This is a genomic window from Nonomuraea coxensis DSM 45129 (assembly GCF_019397265.1).
Lineage (GTDB): Bacteria > Actinomycetota > Actinomycetes > Streptosporangiales > Streptosporangiaceae > Nonomuraea > Nonomuraea coxensis.
Window position 1 is genome coordinate 7745001 of the sequence record NZ_CP068985.1, and the last position, 17261, is coordinate 7762261.

The following is a 17261-nucleotide window of genomic DNA, read 5'->3' on the forward strand; positions in this document are numbered from 1 at the left end:
AGCGTCTCTGAGCTCCCGGGCCGGTGCCCCTTTTACGTGTTGCCCTCGTCCTCGGGGATGGGCTCGTTCTCGTTGCGGATGTACTCCAGCAGGTCGGCCTCGTCGATCACGTCCTCGGCGGGGGGTGCGGTGATGGCGACGCGGGAGCCCCAGGCGGAGTAGCGGGTGTCGGTCCGTTTGACGAGGGTTCCCTCGGTGTCGGTGGTGAGCAGGCGCTTGAGCATCCCGTCACGACCGGTCCAGAGCTTCCAGGTGATCTTTCCCTTGCTCTTCGGGCCGAAGGGGCGGCCGCTCGTCCAATGGACCAGCGGGGCCTCGGTGATCTTGTCCAGGTCCCGGTAGCTCATGGTGCCCTGGTAGAGGAAGCCGGGCTTGCGGGCCGAACGCTTGAGCACGGCCTTGAGCGTGGTCGGGTCGTACACGTTGATCGGCTGCTGGCTCGCGTCGGCCGCCATGTCGCGCGCCGTGAGTCCCCGGTGCTTGTTGGGGAACCGGATCCACTTCTTGCCGTCGGGGATCGGCCCGGGATGGACGTTGCTGCCGTCGTACACGGTGGAGCCGACGCGGATCATGCGGTAGGTCTCCCGCTTGGGGAGGGTCCACCAGGTGAGGTCCGCCGCCGCGGGGCCGGAGGGCGCGAGCCGGAGCCGGCCGCTGATCCTGGTCTCCGTTGCCCGCTTGCCGAGCACGATGCGGGTGGCCTCGGAGATCCGTACGCCGTGGTCGGCGCGGAGATGCCGTTTGAGCGCGCCTACCGGGTCCGCGTCGGCCTGAGCCGGAACCGGCGTGGAGGCGACCAGCACGGCGACCGTAAGGATGGCCCACCGCCTGGGCGTCGAAAGTCCCATGGGCCCATCCTTACGGAAAAGCCCTGCCGCCGCGCGGTCATGCCGGGGAAACGAGTAAGGCCCTGGTCGCCGATTTCTCGGTGACCAGGGCCTTGTCAGTAGCGGGGACAGGATTTGAACCTGCGACCTCTGGGTTATGAGCCCAGCGAGCTACCGAACTGCTCCACCCCGCGTCGCTGTGTTGCTGTCTTGCTTTCTCAACTATACAGGCCCGAGAGAGTGCTTCGTACACGGAACGAACCTGCCGGGAAATGAGTGAAGGCCCGGTTTCCCGGGCCTTCGACTTCTTGGTAGCGGGGGCAGGATTTGAACCTGCGACCTCTGGGTTATGAGCCCAGCGAGCTACCGAACTGCTCCACCCCGCGTCGCTGTGTTGCGTCTCAAGACTAGACGGCGACGAGGGGTGGATGCAAACCGGATGGCTACGTGCCCTCCGCCGGTGACGCCGATGGCGACGGCGTGGCGGGTGGTGAGGCCGAGGGTGAGGCCGACGGCGACGCGGACGGTGACGGGCTGGCGGAGGCGTCCGGCTGCTGCTGCCGGTTCGCGCCCTCCAGCGCCTTCAGGGCGTCCTGCAGCCGCTTCTGCGCCGCACCGTAGGCGTCCCAGTCGGGCGGGCTGGCCTGCAGCGCCTTCTGGGCGTCGTCGTAGGCCTTCTGCGCGTTGGTGATCGCCGAGGTGAGCGCGGCGTCGGCCTGATTGGCCTCGCCCTGCTCCTGTTGCTGGGTGTTCTGTTCCTGCTGCTGTTCCTGCTGCTGCTCCTGCTCGCCGAAGACCTCCTTCAGGGCCTCGGTCAGGGTGCGCCCCACGCCGATCTTGCTGCCGAACGACACCAGGACGCGCTGCAGGATCGGGTACGGCTCCTGCCCGCCGCCCGCGGTCACCTGGATGTACACCGGTTCGATGTAGACCAGGCCGCCCGCGTACGGGAGCGTGAGCAGGTTTCCGTACCGGACCGACGAGGCGCCGACGCCGAGGAGGTTGAGCTCGCCGGCGAAGCGGCTCTGGAAGGCGTTCTGTGCCTGACCGGGGCCTGGGATCGGGGTGCTGGACGGCATCCGCAGGATGCGGATGCGCCCGTAGCCGGACTCGGCCGAGGAGTTGACCGCCATGAACGCCGCCAGGTTGGGACCCTGACGTGGCACGAACGTGGTGGTCAGCGAGAACGTCGGCTGCTCACCCGGCATCGTGGTGGTCAGGTAGTAGGGCGGCTGCTTGGTGTTCTTGTCGCCCTGCGTGGGGTCGCCCGGGACGTTCCAGAAGTCCTGGCCGCTGTAGAAGGCGGACGGGTCGGTGATGTGGTAGCGCGACAGGGTGTAGCGCTGCACCTTGAACAGGTCCTCGGGGTAGCGGACGTGCGCCTTCAGGTCGGCGCTCATCTCGGTGGCCGGGCGGATGACGCCGGGGAACGCGGAGCTCCAGGTGCGCAGCACCGGGTCGTTGGTGTCCCAGGCGTACAGCTTGACCGTGCCGTCGTAGGCGTCGACGGTGGCCTTGACCGAGTTGCGGATGTAGTTGATGCGGTCGGTCGGCTGCTGGGCGATGACGCGGCGGTCGCTGGAGGTGTCGCGCGTCATGTCGCCGAGGCTCTCGCTCTGCGAGTACGGGTAGTCGTTGGACGTGGTGTAGCCGTCCACGATCCACGTGATGCGGCCGTCCACGACCGCCGGGTAGGGGTTGCCGTCGAGCGTCAGGAACGGCGCGACCTTCTGGACGCGGTCACGGGGGTGGCGCTCGTAGAGGATCTTCGAGTCGGCGTTGACGTCGCCGGACAGCAGGATGTTCGCCTCGCTGTACTTGGCGGCGTAGAGCATGCGGTTGAAGAATGAGCCGAGGGCGACGCCGCCGCCCGTGTAGGTGGTGTTCTTCTGGCCGGTGCCGCCGGTCTGCGGGTAGTCGAGCTCCTGCGGCCGGTCGGTGTTGCCGCCGGCGATGACGTACTCGGCCGAGGCCGGCTCCTCGCCGAAGTAGACGCGCGGCTCCTTCAGGCCCGTGCTGGTCGCCAGCGGGCCGGAGACCGGCATGTCCTTGGCGTCGTAGTCGGGCAGGCCACTGCTGTCGACCTTGTTGCCGGGCGCGGCGACGAAGCCGTAGCCGTGGGTGTAGACGAGGTGGCGGTTGATCCAGTTGTTCTGGCCCTCGGGCGGGCCGGTCAGCTCACGGACGCCGACGACGTGGTCGATCATCTTGCCGCTGGCGTCGCGGTAGCGGTCGACGTCGAGCGGCTCGGCGAAGTTGTAGAAGCCTCGGATGCGCTGGGTCTGCTCGTACGTCGAGGAGACCAGCGCCGGGTCGAGCAGCCGCACGCCGGAGACGGAGGTGTCGCCGCCCGGCTGGACCTTGGCGGGGTCGGCCTGGGCGTTGTACGTCTCGACCTCTGTCTTGTCGACGTCGTACGCCTCGCGTGTGGCGTCGATGTTGCGCTGGATGTACAGCGCCTCCTTGCCCTGCTGGTTGGGCTTGACCTGGAACTGCTCGACCAGCGCCGGGTAGACGCCGCCGATCAGGATGGCCGAGAGCACGAGCAGGCCGAAGGACACGCCGGGCAGCATGCCGCCGGGCCGCACCACGCCGGCGAAGAAGAGCGCGGCGCAGATCAGCGCGATGATCGCGAGGATGGTCTTGGCCGGCAGGACCGCGTTGACATCGGTGTAGGACGCGCCGTGCACGAAGCCCCGGTCGGAGAAGACCAGGCCGTAGCGGTCGATCCAGTAGGCGATGGCCTTGAGCAGCACGAAGATGCCGAGCAGCACCGACAGGTGGACGCGGGCGGCCCGGGAGGCGTGCAGGCCGGGCGACTGCAGGCGGAAGCCGCCGTACAGGTAGTGCGTGATCGCGGCCAGCAGGATCGAGATGATGATCGCGGTGAACAGGAAGTTCAGGACCATCCGGATGAACGGATAGTCGAACATGTAGAACGAGATGTCGAACTCGAACAGCTGGTCCTTCTTGCCGAACGAGGCGCCGTTGACGAACTGCAGCCACGTCTGCCACTGCCCGGCGAAGGACGAGCCGGAGAACAGCGCGAGCAGCCCCATGCCGATGATGAAGATCAGCTTGCGGTGCGGGTCGAGCGCCATGCGGTAGCGGTCGGCCCCGCTGGCTCCGCCGAACATCGCGGGGCCGAACATCGGCCGCGTGCGGAAGGCCAGCAGCATGTTGCCGCCCGCGATCGCGACCATCAGCAGGGCGCCGACCAGGAACAACACGATCTGGGTCAGCACCACGCCGGTGAACACCGACGTGTAGTCAACTGCGTCGAACCACAGGTAGTCGGTATAGATGCCGCTGAAGAGGAAGAACAACGCGACGATCGCCACAAGGGCGATCCCCACAGGTAGAAGCAGTCGCGGTCGGCGGGGCAAGCGCATCGCCCTGCCGGCTCCTGGGGTCCGGAAGCTCAAGGCCAACCCCTCGTCGTAATGAAGAAACGGTCCGTGTCTGGCAACCTACACCGCTAGGCCAGCCGTACGGCTAACGCACGGCGTTCGGCGAAAGTTTCCTCGTCCCACCGGTTTGTCAGCCACTTCACAGATCAGGACGGGCAGGCGGGGACGGCTCCGGCGCCGGTGCGCAGCGCGTCGAGCGCCTGTACGGCGGCGTGCAGCGTGTCGGCGCGGACCAGCCGCAGCCCCTCGGGCGCGGCCTGCACCGCCTCGCCGCAGTTGTCGGCCGGAGTCAGGAACACCGTCGCGCCGGCCTTCTTCGCGCCGATCATCTTCTGCTGGATGCCGCCGATCGGGCCCACCTCGCCCGTGGGCTCGATGGTGCCGGTGCCGGCGATCTTCTTGCCGCCGGTGAGCTGGCCGGGCGTGAGCTTGTCGAGTATGCCCAGCGAGAACATCAGCCCGGCGCTCGGCCCGCCCACGTCGCCGACGTTGATGTCGACGTCGAACGGGAACTTGTACTTGGTCTGCATGAGCACGCCGACCTGCGGCTGCCCCTTCGGCCCCGCGATCGGCCTGAGCGGCACCTCGATCTTCTGCCCGCCCCGCAGGACGCCGAAGACCACCTCTTCGCCGGGTTTGTGCGCCTTGACCGTGCTGCTGACGACGTCGACGTCCTTGGCGTCCTTGCCGTCGATCGTGGTGAGCTCGTCGCCCTTCAGCAGCTTGCCGTCGGCGGGCTTGCCCTTCTCCGTGGAGACGACGGTCACGACCATGCTGTAGGGGATCTTGAGCTCGTTGAGCGCGGCGGCGGTCGCGGAGTCCTGGGAGTTGGTCATCTCCACGGTGTTCTCCTCCTCGACCTCCTTCGGGTCGCGGTCGGGAGCGAAGATGGTCTCCTGCGGGACCACGGCCACGTCGGGATCGATCCAGCCGCGCAGCGCCGTCAGCAGGTCGATCTGGGCGGCGGGGCCGCCCTGGTAGGCGACGGTCACCAGGCTGAGCGCGCCGCTCGTGGGATAGGTCTGCCGTCCGGAGATGGAGATCACCGGCTTCTTCTCGACCTCGCCGAGGGTGTTCTCGGTCGGACCGGGACTCAGCACGACATAAGGGACCGGGCGGAAGGCGCCCGCCACCCCGAACGCGAGCACGAGGAATCCCGCGAGCAGCAGCGTCAGGGCGCGTCGAGACATGGTCAAGAGCTTATTCGCCGGCGCCGACCCACTCGGTCGCGCCGTCGGTGAACTCCTGGTGTTTCCAGATCGGCACCTGCGCCTTGAGGTCGTCGATCAGCCTGCGCGAGGCGCGGAACGCCTCGTCGCGGTGGGGCGCGGCGACCGCCACGACCACGGCGATGTCGCCCAGCTCCAGGTCGCCCACCCGGTGGACGGCGGCCATGGCCGTCACGGGGAAGTCGCCGGCGACCTTCTCGGCCACCGCGCGCAGCTCGGCCTCCGCCGTGGGGTGGGCCGAGTAGGAGAGCCTGGTCACGGGCTTGCCGTGGTCCTGCTCACGCACGGTGCCCACGAACAGGGTGGTGCCGCCCGCGGCGTGGTCGCCCACGGCGGCCAGCACCTCGTCGACGGACAGCGGGGTGTCGCGAATGGCGAGCAGCCGGATGACGTCCACGCCGCAAGACTACCTTTCCGCCGTCGCCGCTATTGGCGGCGCTTCTTGCGCACCTGGCGGACGATCGCGGCGGTGCCGATGACCGCGACGGTCGCGCCGGCCGCCGTGAGCGTCGCCTCCTTGACCGGCAGCCGCCTGCCGACCACGGTGGTGGCGTCCTCGCGCAGCTCCAGGAGCTGGCGGAAGGCCGCCTCGTTGGTCCACGCGGGCTTCCAGCCGGCCTCGCGCAGCGACGCGCAGTCGACCACCCACGGGTAGACGACGTAGTGCAGGTCGGTGGCCGGAGCCGGGGTGATGCCGAGGCGGTGCAGGCGCTGCGCGGTGCCGAACGTCAGCCCCGCGGGCAGCTCGAACCTGCGGATCGCGGACAGCTCCTCGACCTGCTCCTGTTCCAGCCAGCCGTCGCAGCCGACGGCCACCACACCGGTGACGGCGCCGCGCGCGGCCAGTTCGAGCGCCGAGATCAGGTCGTCGAGGTGGCAGAACTGCCAGCGCGGCGTGCAGCCCTTGACGGTCAGCAGCCGGGGCGACTCGAAGTGGCGGGTGATCACCGTGTCGATGCCAGGACCGACGATCGCGGCCGGGCGGACCACGGTCACCTCCAGGCCGGGGTGGCTGCGCAGCGAGCGGCGTACGAGGGACTCGATCTCCAGGTGGTCGCCCACGACGCCGGTGTCGGGCTCGGCCGCGACCGGCGCGTCCTCGGGCAGGGGCACCTCGTTGTCGGGCGCGGCGCCGTACACCATGGCGCTCGTGACCAGCACCACACGCCGCACGCGCGCCGCGGCGCAGGCGGTGAGCACGGTCTGGGCCGCGCGCAGGTTGTAGGCGCGCCGCTCGACCGGGTCGGAGTCCAGCGCGTAGTCGCCCGCCAGGTGGACCAGGACGTCGATGTCGGAGATGCGGTTCGCCAAGAGCGGATCTCGTACGTCGATCACTCTCCAGGTGGCCTCCCGGATGTCGCCGCGTTCCTCGTCGATGGCGACCACCCTGCGGAAATCCGCGGAGGACACGAGCTTCGCGCACAGCTCCCGGCCTATGCCGGAGGCCGCGCCCGTAACGGCGACGACGGGTTGGCGCGGGCGTTTCGAGGTAGGCACCAGGTCCTCACTTTGCACTGATCCGCCGCAGGACGACTAACGTGGCGGATGTGGACTCCTCCATCCTGCACGAGGTAGAGCGGTGACTGACCTGCCAGGTCGTGAAAACGACCCCAACGAAAACCCGTTCGCGATGTTCGGCAACCCTGAGCAGATGGCTCAGGCGATGCGCCAGTTCGCCGACATGCTGTCGGCGCCGCAGGGCTCCGGTCCTGTCAACTGGGACATGGCGAAGAACATCGCCAGGCACGCCGTGGTCGCCCAGGGCGACCCCAGCGTCATGGAAGGCGAGCGCCGCCAGATCGTGGAGGCGCTGAGCCTGGCCGACCTCTGGCTGAACGAGGCGACCACGCTGCCCAGCGGCGTGGCGAATCCGCAGGCCTGGAGCCGGTCCGAATGGATCGAGAACACCGTCCCGGTGTGGCGAAAGCTTTGTGAACCCATTGCCCAGCGCATGGTCGACACGATGGGCGGCGCGCTCGGCGGCGCCGGCCTGCCGCCCGAGGCGCAGCAGATGGCCGGCCCGCTGATGGGCATGCTGAAGCAGATGGGCGGCATGATGGTCGGCCAGCAGATCGGCCAGGCCATCGCCTCGCTCGCCCGCGAGGTGGTCGGCACGACCGACATCGGCCTGCCGCTGTCCGACACGGCGGCGCTGCTGCCCGGCGGCATCGCCAGCTTCAGCGAGGGCCTGGAGATCCCCTCCGAGGAGATCAGGATCTATCTGGCGCTGCGCGAGGCCGCGCACCACCGGCTGTTCCAGCACGTGCCGTGGCTGCGTTCGCATCTGCTGGGCGCGGTCGAGGAATACGCCAGGGGCATCACGGTCGACACCTCCAAGCTGGAGGAGCAGATCCGCGGGCTCGACATCAACAACCCCGAGGCCATCCAGGAGGCGCTGAGCGGCGGCAACCTGCTCAAGCCCGAGGAGACCGAGCGGCAGAAGGCCGCCCTGGCCCGCCTGGAGACGACGCTCGCGCTGGTCGAGGGGTGGGTCGCCACCGTGGTCGACCGCAGCGCCTCGGGCAAGCTGCCCTCGGCGGTCGCGCTGGCCGAGACCGTACGCCGGCGCCGGGCCACCGGCGGTCCCGCCGAGCTGACCTTCGGCACGCTGGTGGGGCTGGAGCTGCGGCCCCGGCGGCTGCGTGAGGCGGCGGCGCTGTGGCGGGCCCTGGAGGAGGCGCGCGGCGTCGACGGCCGCGACGCGCTGTGGGGCCACCCCGACCTGATGCCGACGGCCGACGACCTCGACGACCCCGAGGCGTTCGTCCGCGGCGAACAGGCGTGGGACATCTCCGAGCTGGAGCGCAAGCCGGACGACGGCAAGGGCGAGGGGGACGGCGAGGGCGGCGCGAGTTGAGCCTGCACGGCGACGCGGTCTCGGTGCTGTCGGCCTGGACCGCGCCCACGCCCGAGGAGGAGGCGCTGCGCGCGGAGTTCCTCGGCCACCTGCGGGACCATGACGACGCGATGCTGCGCGCCTGCGTGCCCGGGCACCTGACGGCGACCACCGCGGTGCTCTCGCACGACGGCGCGCTGGTGCTGCTCACGCTGCATCCCAAGGCCGGCATGTGGCTGCCCATGGGCGGGCACTGCGAGCCTTCCGACGCCTCGCTCGCCGAGGTGGCCCTGCGGGAGGCGTGGGAGGAGTCCGGCATCCCGGGCCTGGAGCTGCTGCCGGGGCCGCTGGCCCTCGACAAGCACGAGGTGTGGTGCCATCCGCCGACGAGCTGGCACCTCGACGTCGAGTACGCCGCCGTGGCCCCGCCCGGCGCCGAGGCGGTGATCAGCGAGGAGTCGCTCGACCTGCGCTGGTTCCCGGTCGAGGAGATCCCCGAGCTTTCCGACGAGGCGACGCGCCGGTTGGCCAGACGTGGACAGGCGGTGCTCGGCCTGCGGTCCGGCCAGGTTGGCTAGAGTCCATTGCGTCGTTCCAAAGGGGGGTTTGGTGAGCGCTCCGGCTGAGTCGCCCGTGGGCGGCACGATCGTCACGCCCGTCCGCAGACGCCGGAGAATCCCCGGGTCCGTCCTGACCTGGATGGCGGTGACCCCTTTCGCGGCCTGGGCCGCCGTCAGGGTGGCGGGGCTGGAGCGGGGCTCGCTGCCGACGCAGATCATGACCGCGACCCCGTACGCGGCTGCGGGATCGCTGCTCCCGCTGCTGGTGGCGGCCCTCGGGCGGCGGCGCGCGGCCACCGCGGTGGCGCTGGTGGCGACCACGGCGCTCGGTCTCGCCGTGCTGCCCCGGGCGCTCGGCAAGGCCGAGGCGGCCGCCGGCCGGCCGTTCAAGGTCATGACGATCAACATGCTGTTCGGGCGGGCCGACGCCGCGACGATCGTGCGGCTGGTGCGCGAGTTCGACCCCGACGTGCTGAGCACGCAGGAGCTGACGCCCGGCGCGGTGTCCGACCTGGACGTGGCCGGGCTCAAGGAGCTGCTGCCCCACCGCGTGCTGCAGGCCGAGTGGAGCGCCGGCGGCAGCGGGATCTACTCCAAGCACGAGCTGCGCGAGCTGCCGGACGTGGTGCCGGACGTCGGGCACAAGATGCCGTCCGCGGTCGTGTCGGTGCCTGGCGGGGAGCCGATCGAGTTCGTGGACGTCCATCCGTACCCGCCGCTCGGCCCGAACGTCGTCAACTGGAACCAGGCACTGCGGGCGCTGCCGTCCGCCTCCCGTGACCGGGTGCGCGTCCTGGCCGGCGACTTCAACGCCTCGCTCGACCACGCTGCGCTGCGCGCGCTGCTGGCACGGGGCTACAAGGACGCGGCCGACCAGGTGGGCGCCGGGCTGATCCCGACGTGGCCGGCCAACAAGAAGGTGCCGCCGATCATCACCATCGACCACGTGCTGGTGGACCGGCGGGTGGCGGTGCGGGCGGTGGACGTACGGACGGTGCCGGGCACCGATCACCGGGCCGTGCTGGCCGAGCTCACGCTTCCTTGAGCAGGGCCCGGGTGTTGTCCCAGCCTTCGAGACCGGGGTCCAGGCGGTGGACGTCCTCAGGGGCGCGCAGGCGGTGCCAGCCCGGGGTGGTCGCGACCCTCCGGGGGCCGGGGGCCTGCGCCCGGAGCGTGGCCACGACGGCGGGATCGTCGAGATCGGGATCGGCCCAGGCCGGAGCGGGCAGCGCGCAGGCCAGGGCCACGGCGCCGCCGCCCTCCGCCGGGCAGAGCGTGATCTCCGCGCGGCCGAGCTCGCGGAACAGCTTGCCCACCAGCAGCGGCGGCAGGTCGGGCGCGTCGGCGCCGATGACCGCGGCCTGGTCGCCAGGGAGCCGGGCCAGCACGGATCTCAGCGGCTCGTCCTCGTCCACGGCGACGATCTCGGTGCCGGGCCAGACGATCTCGTCCAGGCCGGGAACGCTGGTGACGAGGACCGGGGTGACGAGGTCGAGCCCGGCCACCATCTCGTAGGTGTCCTCGGCCATCGCCTCCAGGAACGCCCTGGGGTCGACGCCCGCGGGCGCCGCGTTCGCCATACGCTGACGGACGAGGACCGCGACGACGCGGATCAACATTCCTCCGGGGCCGAGGCGGCCGCGGCGGAGAATCCTTCGAGGAAGCCGCGGGCCCGCTCCGCCTTGGGGTACTGTTCGACCAGAGCCCAGAACGCGGCGCCGTGGCTCGGCACCAGCAGGTGCACCAGCTCGTGGATGATCACGTAGTTGATGACCCACTCGGGCAGGCCCTTCAGCCGCGTCGAGATGCGGATCGTGCCGCTCTCCGGGGTGCAGGAGCCCCAGCGGTGCTGCTGGTTGTCGACCCAGCGGACGCTCACCGGCTCGGCATCGCCGCCGAGATACTTCGCCGACAGCTCCCTGGCTCTCTCCAGCAGCGCCTCGTCCGTCGGTCTGCGGCGGCGTTCCTTGGCGGCCAGCCGATCCAGCATGCGGCTCACCCATTCATCCGCGTCTTCGCCGCTCAGCCAGGCGGGCAGGAGCACGATCGTCTTGTCGCCGTCGCGGTATGCGGAGACCGTGCGTCGGCGACGAGAACTTCGACGAACCTCGACTGTCTCGGGGGGCACATATGCACGTTAGCCGAGTTGACGGAAATTCCACAGAGGGTGGACGCTGTTTCTGCTGGTCAGATGATTAAGAGCCGGTGAATTTGGGCAGGCGCCTTTCCCGATGCGCGGCCAGGCCCTCGAACAGGTCCGACGTGGCCATGGTGACCGGCTGGGCCAAGGATTCCCACCTCAGCGCGGCTTCCAGGTCTTGATGGTCTTGGTTGAGAGCCAGTTTGGTGAGCCTTGTGGCAATGGGAGCGTTGCGCGCGACCTTCTGGGCGAGGGCTCTGACTTCGGGGATCAGGTCATTGTTCGGGAAAGATCGATTTACCAAACCTTTATCCGCCGCTTCCCTTCCGGTCAGCGTGCGGCCGGTCAGCAGCATCTCGCGGGCCAGCCCGACGCCCGCTCTGCGGGGCAGCAGGTACGTCGCCGCCATCCCCGGGTGCAGCCCCAGCGAGGTGAACGGGACCAGGAGCTTCGCCTCGTCGGCGGCGTAGACGAGGTCGCAGGCCAGCGCCACGCACAGGCCCGCGCCGACCGCCGGGCCGTTGACGGCGGCGATCGTGGGGATCTCCAGCCGGTTGACCAGCAGCCACGTGCGGTAGAAGGCGAGCATGCGCTCGCGCAGCTCGGGGACGGCCTCGGCGCCGCGCTCGCCGAGCCAGGACAGGTCGCCGCCGGCGGAGAAGGCGGTGCCCGCGCCGGTCACGACGACGCAGCGGGCGTCGGGGTCGGTGGCGAGCGCGGTCATCGTCTCGCGCCAGCGGTCGGTCATGGCGTCGGTCATGGCGTTGCGGCGTTCCGGGACGTTGAGGGTGATGAGCACCACACCGTCGTCGTCGCGATCAACCAAGAGCTCGTTCATGCGGAGAGCGTACTCGGGGGCGCTTTCGCGGCTTCGATCGCGGCGGGCGGCGGCGAGGCCACGGCGGCCGGGAGTCGGCGGCCGGGAGTCGGCGGCCGGGAGTCGGCGGCCGGGAGTCGGCGGTCGGGAGTCGGGTGTCGGCGGTCGGGTGAGTTGTCCACAGGCAGTGAGCGGCGAGGGGAAGTTATCCACAGGCGGAGCGGAACGCTCTCGGGATCATGCTCCGGCGTGCCAACCTTCCCGCCATGAGGCCCCGAGTGAAGCCCGCCCTCCGGCGCGTCCTCCGCGACGAGCAGACCCTTCAGTACGGCGTGCACCCCCTTCGCGCCGTCGTGATGTCCGGCCTTGCCCGGCCGATCCGGCAATGGCTGGAATGTCTCGACGGCACCCGCGACCTGGATCGCGTCCTGGACGCCGCGACCGCCGCCGGTCTCGACGAGTGCCGCGCCCGTGCCCTTCTCGACCAGCTCACCGCCCAGGGCGCGCTGCACGACGCCGACGCCCGCCCAGGCGTCCTGCGCGATCTCAGCCTGGCCGAGCGCGACCGCCTGAGACCCGACCTCGACGCGCTCGACCTCGCCTCCACCTCCCCGGACGGCGGCCTGGGACTGCTGGCCCGGCGCCGCGCCGCCCGGGTGCGGGTCTACGGGGCCGGTCGGGTGGGGGCCCAGATCGTCGCCCTGCTCGCGGCGGCCGGCGTGGGGCACATCCGGGTGATCGATCCCGGCATCGCGCGGCCGAGCCACATCACTCCGGGAGGGCTGTCGTGGGCGGAGGTGGGGATGACGCGGGAAGAAGGCGCGGCGGCCGTGGCCCGCCGCCTCACCTCAGGCGGTCGCCCACCCGCCCCCGACCTCCCGGACGGCGTCCCCGCCTGCGGCACCGCCACACCTGGCTCCCCTGGTTCCTCCAGGTCCTTGGATTCCCCTGGGTCCTCGGGTTCCCCCCGGTTCTCGCCTTCCCCTGGGTCCTCGCCCTCCCCTGCTTCCGCTGGTTCCCGCCCTGCTCGTGGTTCGGACGACGCCTCCTCCTCCGCGGCTCGGCCGTCGCGCGATGCCATCCCGAGCCAGGCGCCGCCGACGTCGGCACATACGGGTGGCGGCCGTAGTGCAGTTGCGCGTGCGGGTGCCGGCGGTGGTGCGGCTCCGCCTACAGGTGGCGCCACCGGCGCGACGGCCCGTACGGGTCCCGCGGGCGGCGCGACTGCGCGTACAGGTGCCGGCGCCGGGGCGCCGGGATCAGGGGGCGCCGGGGCGCCGGGATCGGGGGGCGCCGGTCGGACGGCTTCTCCCGCTGTTCCGCAGGCTGCTCCCTCTGGTGGTTCTTCTGTCGGTCGGCACCGTGATGCGGCGTCTCCTCCCAACGGCGGTCGATCGTCGGGGCGTGCCCGGCCGCAGGCGTGGCAGGGCACGGGCTCCCGGACGGGCACGGGCTCCCGGACGGGCACGGGCTCCCGGACGGGCACGGGCGCGGGACGGGGCACGGGCGCGGGACGGGGCGCGGACACCGATATGCGGTATCTCGGCAGGCCGCCGAGTCAGCGGGCCGCCGAACTGGCCGCGCGGCAGGAGGCCCTCGCGCCGCCCAGGAAACGCCCCCACGGCCGGTACGTCGACGGCCATGACCTGGTCAGACCGGCGGTCGAGGTACTTGCCGGGGGGACATATCTTGGGGATCAATCGGATAGGCCGGACCTGGTGGTCATCGCGCCGGTCACGCCCCTGGACGGGGTGCTGGCCAACGAGCTGACCGCACTGGGCATCCCCCACCTGCTGGCGGCCGCCTTCGAAGGGCACGGGATGGTCGGGCCACTGGTCCTGCCGGGAAGGACCGCGTGCCTGCACTGCCTCGACCTCGCGCGACGCGACCGCGACCCCGCCTGGCCCATCGTGACCGCGACGGTGGGCGGCTACCCGCCGGGCGAGATCGCCTGTGACGCGACCCTGGCGACGCTGGTCGCGGCGGAGGCGACCGGACATGCGCTTGCTCATCTCGACGGCAAGGATTCCGCTGTGACCAACGGCACAATGGACGTAACGCCTGATTGGCGCTGGAAAAGAAGCTCCTGGCAGCAACATCCGCAATGTCGTTGTATGCGAAACAATCCATATCCGCTAACAATGGTCATGTCGCCCCACCGCGACTGACGTGCTCAGAGGACGACCACGAAGGGGGGAAGCGGATCTCCGCCGAGGTTCCGCGCATCAGTGTGAGCGATCTTCCACGCCGTGCTGTCACGCGCTCCGCCAAGCTGGCCACGCTTCCCCTCGGTTTCGCCGGGCGTACCGCGATCGGGCTGGGCAAGCGGCTGGGCGGCAAGTCCGCCGAGATCGTGGCGCAGGAGGTTCAGCAGCGCACCGCCGACCAGGTCTTCAAGGTGCTCGGCGAGCTCAAGGGCGGCGCCATGAAGCTCGGGCAGGCCCTGTCGATCTTCGAGGCGGCACTGCCGCCGGAGATCGTCGGACCCTATCGCGCCACGCTGACCAAGCTCCAGGACGCCGCTCCCCCGCTGCCGGTCGCCACCGTTCACAAGGTGCTGGCCGAGCAGCTCGGCGACGACTGGCGGGAGAACTTCCGCTCCTTCGACGACCAGCCCACCGCCGCCGCCTCCATCGGCCAGGTCCACAAGGCCGTCTGGCACGACGGCCGCGAGGTGGCCGTCAAGATCCAGTACCCGGGTGCGGGCAAGGCCCTGCTCGGCGACTTCACGCAGCTCGCGCGGCTCGGCAAGCTGTTCGGGGTGCTGCTGCCCGGTCTCGACATGAAGTCCGTCCTGTCGGAGCTGCGCGAACGCATCGAGGAGGAGCTCGACTACCTCCGCGAGGCCCACGCCCAGCACGCCTTCGCCGGCGAGTTCCACGGCGACCCCGACTTCCTGGTCCCCGACGTGGTCGCGGCCAACGAGATGGTGCTGGTCACCGAGTGGATGGACGGCGTGCCGCTGTCGCGCATCATCACCGAGGGCACCAAGGAGGAGCGCGACCGGGCGGGGCTGCTCTTCGTACGGTTCCTGTTCTGCTCGCCGGCGCGGGTCGGGCTGCTGCACGCCGATCCGCACCCGGGCAACTTCCGCATGCTGCCCGACGGCAGGCTCGGGGTGCTCGACTTCGGCGCGGTCAACCGGCTGCCGGACGGCTATCCGAGGGTGTTCGGGCAGCTGATGCGGATCTTCAACCATGGCGACATGGAGAGCGTCGTCACGGGGCTGCGCCAGGAGGGGTTCATCCGGCCCGAGATCGAGATCGATCCCGACGCGCTGCGGGCCTTTCTGGCGCCGTACGTGGAGCCGACGGCGGTCGAGGAGTTCACCTTCAGCCGCGAATGGCTCCAGACCCAGGCCGCCAGCGTCGCCGACCTGCGTCCCGGCAACGTGGTGCGCCAGCTCAACCTGCCGGCGTCGTACGTGCTCATCCACCGGGTGCACGCGGCGGGCGTGGGCGTCCTCTGCCAGCTCAACACCACGGCCCGGTTCCGGGACGAGGTGATCCGCTGGGTGCCCGGCTTCTCCGACGACCCGGACGACCAGCCCGACGGCAAGGCCCTGGCCATCAGCTGACTCCGCCCTCCTCGGGTCTCACCACCCCCCACTCATCACCCAGCGTGCGAGCACTGCATGTCACACCGGGTGCCGTCTGTTGGGTCGGTCCGGTTGCTGTCCGCTCTGGTGGGTGGTGTGAGCTGGGGGGATGGGTGGGGTGATTCTTGGGATCGACCACTACCCATCATTACTCTGTGTGATGATGGGCGGGCAGTTCGTCATCAGGGCGAGAGGAAGATCATGCATCGGTTCGCGCGTCTGCTCGTCGCCGCTCGCCCGATTTCCTGAGGGTTATCGCGCGTGCCTCAGCGATTCAGTGGAGTTGTTTGTCTGCGAGGGCTTCGTCCAGGGTTCGTCCCTTTTGCGTGGCGGGGTCGTCAGGTAGCGGCGGGCGGGCGGTTCGTGGATCGGTGAGGTTACGGGTGACGGCGGGTCGTCGGCTCCAGTGCAACCGGCGACCCGCCGTCGCCACATGGCATCGAATGCGGGTACATCTTCGGCGCTTCTGCCGAGGGCTTGCGAGGCGCGGAGGGGATTGTTGCGGGCCTACGCCCCGGGAGGAGGCGGCCGGGTCAGTCGCCGAGGGGGGCGGAGCCGTCGATCAGGTCGCACGGGGCTACCGGGCCGTTGGAGACTCGGGCCCAGATGCCCGCCACCACACTGCCCAGCTCCGGGTTCTCGTTCACGGCGAACTCAAGGACGCCGGTCTGGCCGGGCTTGATCTGCTGAGGGTCGATCTGGAAGCCCTCCGTGTCCACGGTGGGCGGGAAGACGGAGAGCGGGGCCTCCTCCTTCGGCACCCAGGTCGTGCCGCGCGGGCGGGTGGCGCACTTCTTGCCCTCGGGGAGGTAGTCGACGACGATGTTGTAGCCCATTCGCCTCAGGTCGGACTCCAGCGCCTTGGGGTCCTTGGCCTCGTTGAGGGTGATGGAGATGGTGCCGTCCGGGTTCTTGGCGACGGCGTGGGCGGGGGTGCCGCCGAACAGCAGCGGGAGGGCCACCGCGGCTGCGGCGGCCAGGCCAAGCGCCGGGGCCAATACGCCGGTGCGCAGCAGCTTGCGGCGCGGACGGGACGGCTCGGACGCGGGGGCCGGGGTGTTCTCGAGGGCGGTCATCACGAGCTCCTTGAGCAGTTGGTGGCGGCCCTCAGGGAGATCCCGTTCCGGCGGGAAGATGTTCATGAGGTGGACTCCTTCATGGACCGGACCGCGGTGCCGCGGTCACCATCTCTCTGTCGCCGGGCCACGGCCAGTTCCAGCTTTTTCCTGGCCCGTGACAACCGGGACCTGACGGTGCCGATCGGGATGCCGAGCGCCTCGGCGGCCTCGGCGTAGTCGAGCCCGGCCCCGGCGCACAGCAGCAGCACGTCCTGTTCGGCTTTGCGCAGCCGGCCGAGGGCCGTGCGCACCTCGGCTAAGCGTTCCTGGTCGGCGAGCTGCCCGACGAGGTCGTCGGCGAAGTCGGGTACGGCGTCGTCGCGGGGCATCCTGGCCATGACGTCCTCGTGCCGCCGCCGGGCCCGTCGCAGGTTGCGGGCCACGTTCGTGGCGACCCCGAGCAGCCAGGGGCGGAGCGAGCCGCCGTCCGGGGCGAGCCGTTCCCGCAGCCGCCACGCCTCCAGGAACGTCAGCGACACCACGTCCTCGGCCGCCGACCAGTCGCCGGTCAGCCGCCAGGCGTGGTTGTAGACGCTTCTGGCGTACTGGTCGAAAAGCTGCTCGAAGGCCCGTTGGTCGCCGTCGCGTACGCGGGCACGCAGGTTCACATCCACAAGCGGTACTGTCCGCGGGGCGCGGGCGAGTTCCCCCGGACAGCGCGAGAGCCGGGCGCCCGTCGGCGCCCGGCTCTCGCGTTCATGAGGCTGACCATCCGTCTTCAGGAGA

The 17261-nt window shown here is 70.4% G+C and carries 17 protein-coding genes and 2 tRNA genes (1 of these 19 only partly in view); 6 read left to right on the forward strand and 13 right to left on the reverse strand.

All coding sequences use genetic code 11. From position 1 onward, the window contains the following. Window positions 1-11, forward strand: the 3' end of a protein-coding gene (locus tag Nocox_RS36250; protein ID WP_020544955.1) for a hypothetical protein. Its footprint begins 178 nt before the window's first position; only the last 11 of its 189 coding nucleotides appear in the window; its start codon lies beyond the left edge, outside the window; it ends in the stop codon at window positions 9-11. A 21-nt stretch (window positions 12-32) separates the two neighbouring features. Here the strand turns inward: Nocox_RS36250 and Nocox_RS36255 are convergent, their stop codons facing one another. From Nocox_RS36255 to Nocox_RS36285, 7 genes are all read right to left on the reverse strand, one after another. Beyond that, window positions 33-848: a hypothetical protein gene (locus Nocox_RS36255; RefSeq protein WP_020544956.1), complete on the reverse strand. Its 816-nt coding sequence runs from the start codon at window positions 846-848 to the stop codon at window positions 33-35. A 99-nt stretch (window positions 849-947) separates the two neighbouring features. Next, window positions 948-1021, reverse strand: a tRNA-Met gene (locus Nocox_RS36260). A gap of 115 nt (window positions 1022-1136) precedes the next feature. Further along, window positions 1137-1213, reverse strand: a tRNA-Met gene (locus Nocox_RS36265). Window positions 1214-1270: 57 nt separating this feature from the next. Further along, complete coding sequence (locus tag Nocox_RS36270; RefSeq protein ID WP_026214709.1) at window positions 1271-4219, reverse strand: UPF0182 family membrane protein; 2949 nt, start codon at window positions 4217-4219, stop codon at window positions 1271-1273. Between the two features lie 164 nt (window positions 4220-4383). After that, entirely contained in the window at window positions 4384-5427 is a 1044-nt protein-coding gene (locus tag Nocox_RS36275) for a YlbL family protein (protein ID WP_020544958.1), read from the reverse strand. 10 nt (window positions 5428-5437) lie between these two features. Further along, window positions 5438-5863, reverse strand: a complete 426-nt coding sequence (locus tag Nocox_RS36280; protein ID WP_020544959.1) for a molybdenum cofactor biosynthesis protein MoaE — start codon at window positions 5861-5863, stop codon at window positions 5438-5440. 29 nt (window positions 5864-5892) lie between these two features. Next, complete coding sequence (locus Nocox_RS36285; RefSeq protein WP_026214710.1) at window positions 5893-6966, reverse strand: NAD-dependent epimerase/dehydratase family protein; 1074 nt, start codon at window positions 6964-6966, stop codon at window positions 5893-5895. Between the two features lie 130 nt (window positions 6967-7096). Between Nocox_RS36285 and Nocox_RS36290 the strand changes: the two genes are divergently transcribed. The 3 genes from Nocox_RS36290 to Nocox_RS36300 are packed head-to-tail and all read left to right on the forward strand — an operon-like array spanning window position 7097 to window position 9907. Beyond that, a complete protein-coding gene (locus Nocox_RS36290; protein ID WP_020544961.1) occupies window positions 7097-8323 on the forward strand; it encodes a zinc-dependent metalloprotease in 1227 nt (408 codons plus the stop codon). Further along, entirely contained in the window at window positions 8320-8880 is a 561-nt protein-coding gene (locus Nocox_RS36295; RefSeq protein WP_020544962.1) for an NUDIX hydrolase, read from the forward strand. Before Nocox_RS36290 ends, Nocox_RS36295 begins: the two co-directional genes overlap by 4 nt. Before the next feature lie 31 nt (window positions 8881-8911). Continuing rightward, on the forward strand, window positions 8912-9907 hold the full coding sequence (locus tag Nocox_RS36300) for an endonuclease/exonuclease/phosphatase family protein (protein WP_246649663.1): 996 nt from the start codon (window positions 8912-8914) through the stop codon (window positions 9905-9907). On the opposite strand, the gene Nocox_RS36305 is transcribed toward Nocox_RS36300, so the two are convergent. From Nocox_RS36305 to Nocox_RS43445, 4 genes are all read right to left on the reverse strand, one after another. Continuing rightward, complete coding sequence (locus Nocox_RS36305) at window positions 9894-10442, reverse strand: DUF2064 domain-containing protein (RefSeq protein WP_033410080.1); 549 nt, start codon at window positions 10440-10442, stop codon at window positions 9894-9896. The genes Nocox_RS36300 and Nocox_RS36305 overlap by 14 nt on opposite strands. A 32-nt stretch (window positions 10443-10474) precedes the next feature. Beyond that, window positions 10475-10852 carry a M48 metallopeptidase family protein gene (locus tag Nocox_RS36310; protein WP_343224335.1) on the reverse strand — a complete coding sequence of 126 codons (378 nt, stop codon included), beginning with the start codon at window positions 10850-10852 and terminating at the stop codon, window positions 10475-10477. A 205-nt stretch (window positions 10853-11057) separates the two neighbouring features. After that, window positions 11058-11840: an enoyl-CoA hydratase/isomerase family protein gene (locus Nocox_RS36315; RefSeq protein ID WP_026214713.1), complete on the reverse strand. Its 783-nt coding sequence runs from the start codon at window positions 11838-11840 to the stop codon at window positions 11058-11060. Then, window positions 11837-12586, reverse strand: a complete 750-nt coding sequence (locus tag Nocox_RS43445) for a hypothetical protein (protein WP_169577061.1) — start codon at window positions 12584-12586, stop codon at window positions 11837-11839. Before Nocox_RS43445 ends, Nocox_RS36315 begins: the two co-directional genes overlap by 4 nt. On the opposite strand from Nocox_RS43445, the gene Nocox_RS43450 reads away from it, so the two are divergent. Next, the gene (locus Nocox_RS43450; RefSeq protein ID WP_246649920.1) at window positions 12500-13987 is read left to right on the forward strand and encodes a ThiF family adenylyltransferase; all 1488 of its coding nucleotides are present in this window, start codon (window positions 12500-12502) and stop codon (window positions 13985-13987) included. The two genes, Nocox_RS43445 and Nocox_RS43450, sit on opposite strands and share 87 nt — an antisense overlap. A 62-nt stretch (window positions 13988-14049) precedes the next feature. Beyond that, window positions 14050-15396 carry an ABC1 kinase family protein gene (locus tag Nocox_RS36330; protein WP_020544969.1) on the forward strand — a complete coding sequence of 449 codons (1347 nt, stop codon included), beginning with the start codon at window positions 14050-14052 and terminating at the stop codon, window positions 15394-15396. A 554-nt stretch (window positions 15397-15950) separates the two neighbouring features. Here the strand turns inward: Nocox_RS36330 and Nocox_RS36335 are convergent. After that, window positions 15951-16559 (reverse strand): hypothetical protein, encoded by a 609-nt coding sequence (locus Nocox_RS36335; protein WP_020544970.1) that lies wholly within the window; start codon window positions 16557-16559, stop codon window positions 15951-15953. Beyond that, complete coding sequence (locus tag Nocox_RS36340; RefSeq protein WP_033410033.1) at window positions 16556-17149, reverse strand: RNA polymerase sigma factor; 594 nt, start codon at window positions 17147-17149, stop codon at window positions 16556-16558. Before Nocox_RS36340 ends, Nocox_RS36335 begins: the two co-directional genes overlap by 4 nt. Window positions 17150-17261: the final 112 nt, after the last annotated feature.

Bases quoted from the DNA above. Each gene is read 5' to 3' on its own strand.
- Nocox_RS36255 (WP_020544956.1), bottom strand. From the start codon at position 848: ATGGGACTTTCGACGCCCAGGCGGTGGGCCATCCTTACGGTCGCCGTG.
- Nocox_RS36270 (WP_026214709.1), bottom strand. From the start codon at position 4,219: ATGCGCTTGCCCCGCCGACCGCGACTGCTTCTACCTGTGGGGATCGCC.
- Nocox_RS36275 (WP_020544958.1), bottom strand. From the start codon at position 5,427: ATGTCTCGACGCGCCCTGACGCTGCTGCTCGCGGGATTCCTCGTGCTC.
- Nocox_RS36290 (WP_020544961.1), top strand. From the start codon at position 7,097: ATGTTCGGCAACCCTGAGCAGATGGCTCAGGCGATGCGCCAGTTCGCC.
- Nocox_RS36305 (WP_033410080.1), bottom strand. From the start codon at position 10,442: ATGGCGAACGCGGCGCCCGCGGGCGTCGACCCCAGGGCGTTCCTGGAG.
- Nocox_RS36310 (WP_343224335.1), bottom strand. From the start codon at position 10,852: ATGCTGGATCGGCTGGCCGCCAAGGAACGCCGCCGCAGACCGACGGAC.
- Nocox_RS36315 (WP_026214713.1), bottom strand. From the start codon at position 11,840: ATGAACGAGCTCTTGGTTGATCGCGACGACGACGGTGTGGTGCTCATC.
- Nocox_RS36335 (WP_020544970.1), bottom strand. From the start codon at position 16,559: ATGAACATCTTCCCGCCGGAACGGGATCTCCCTGAGGGCCGCCACCAA.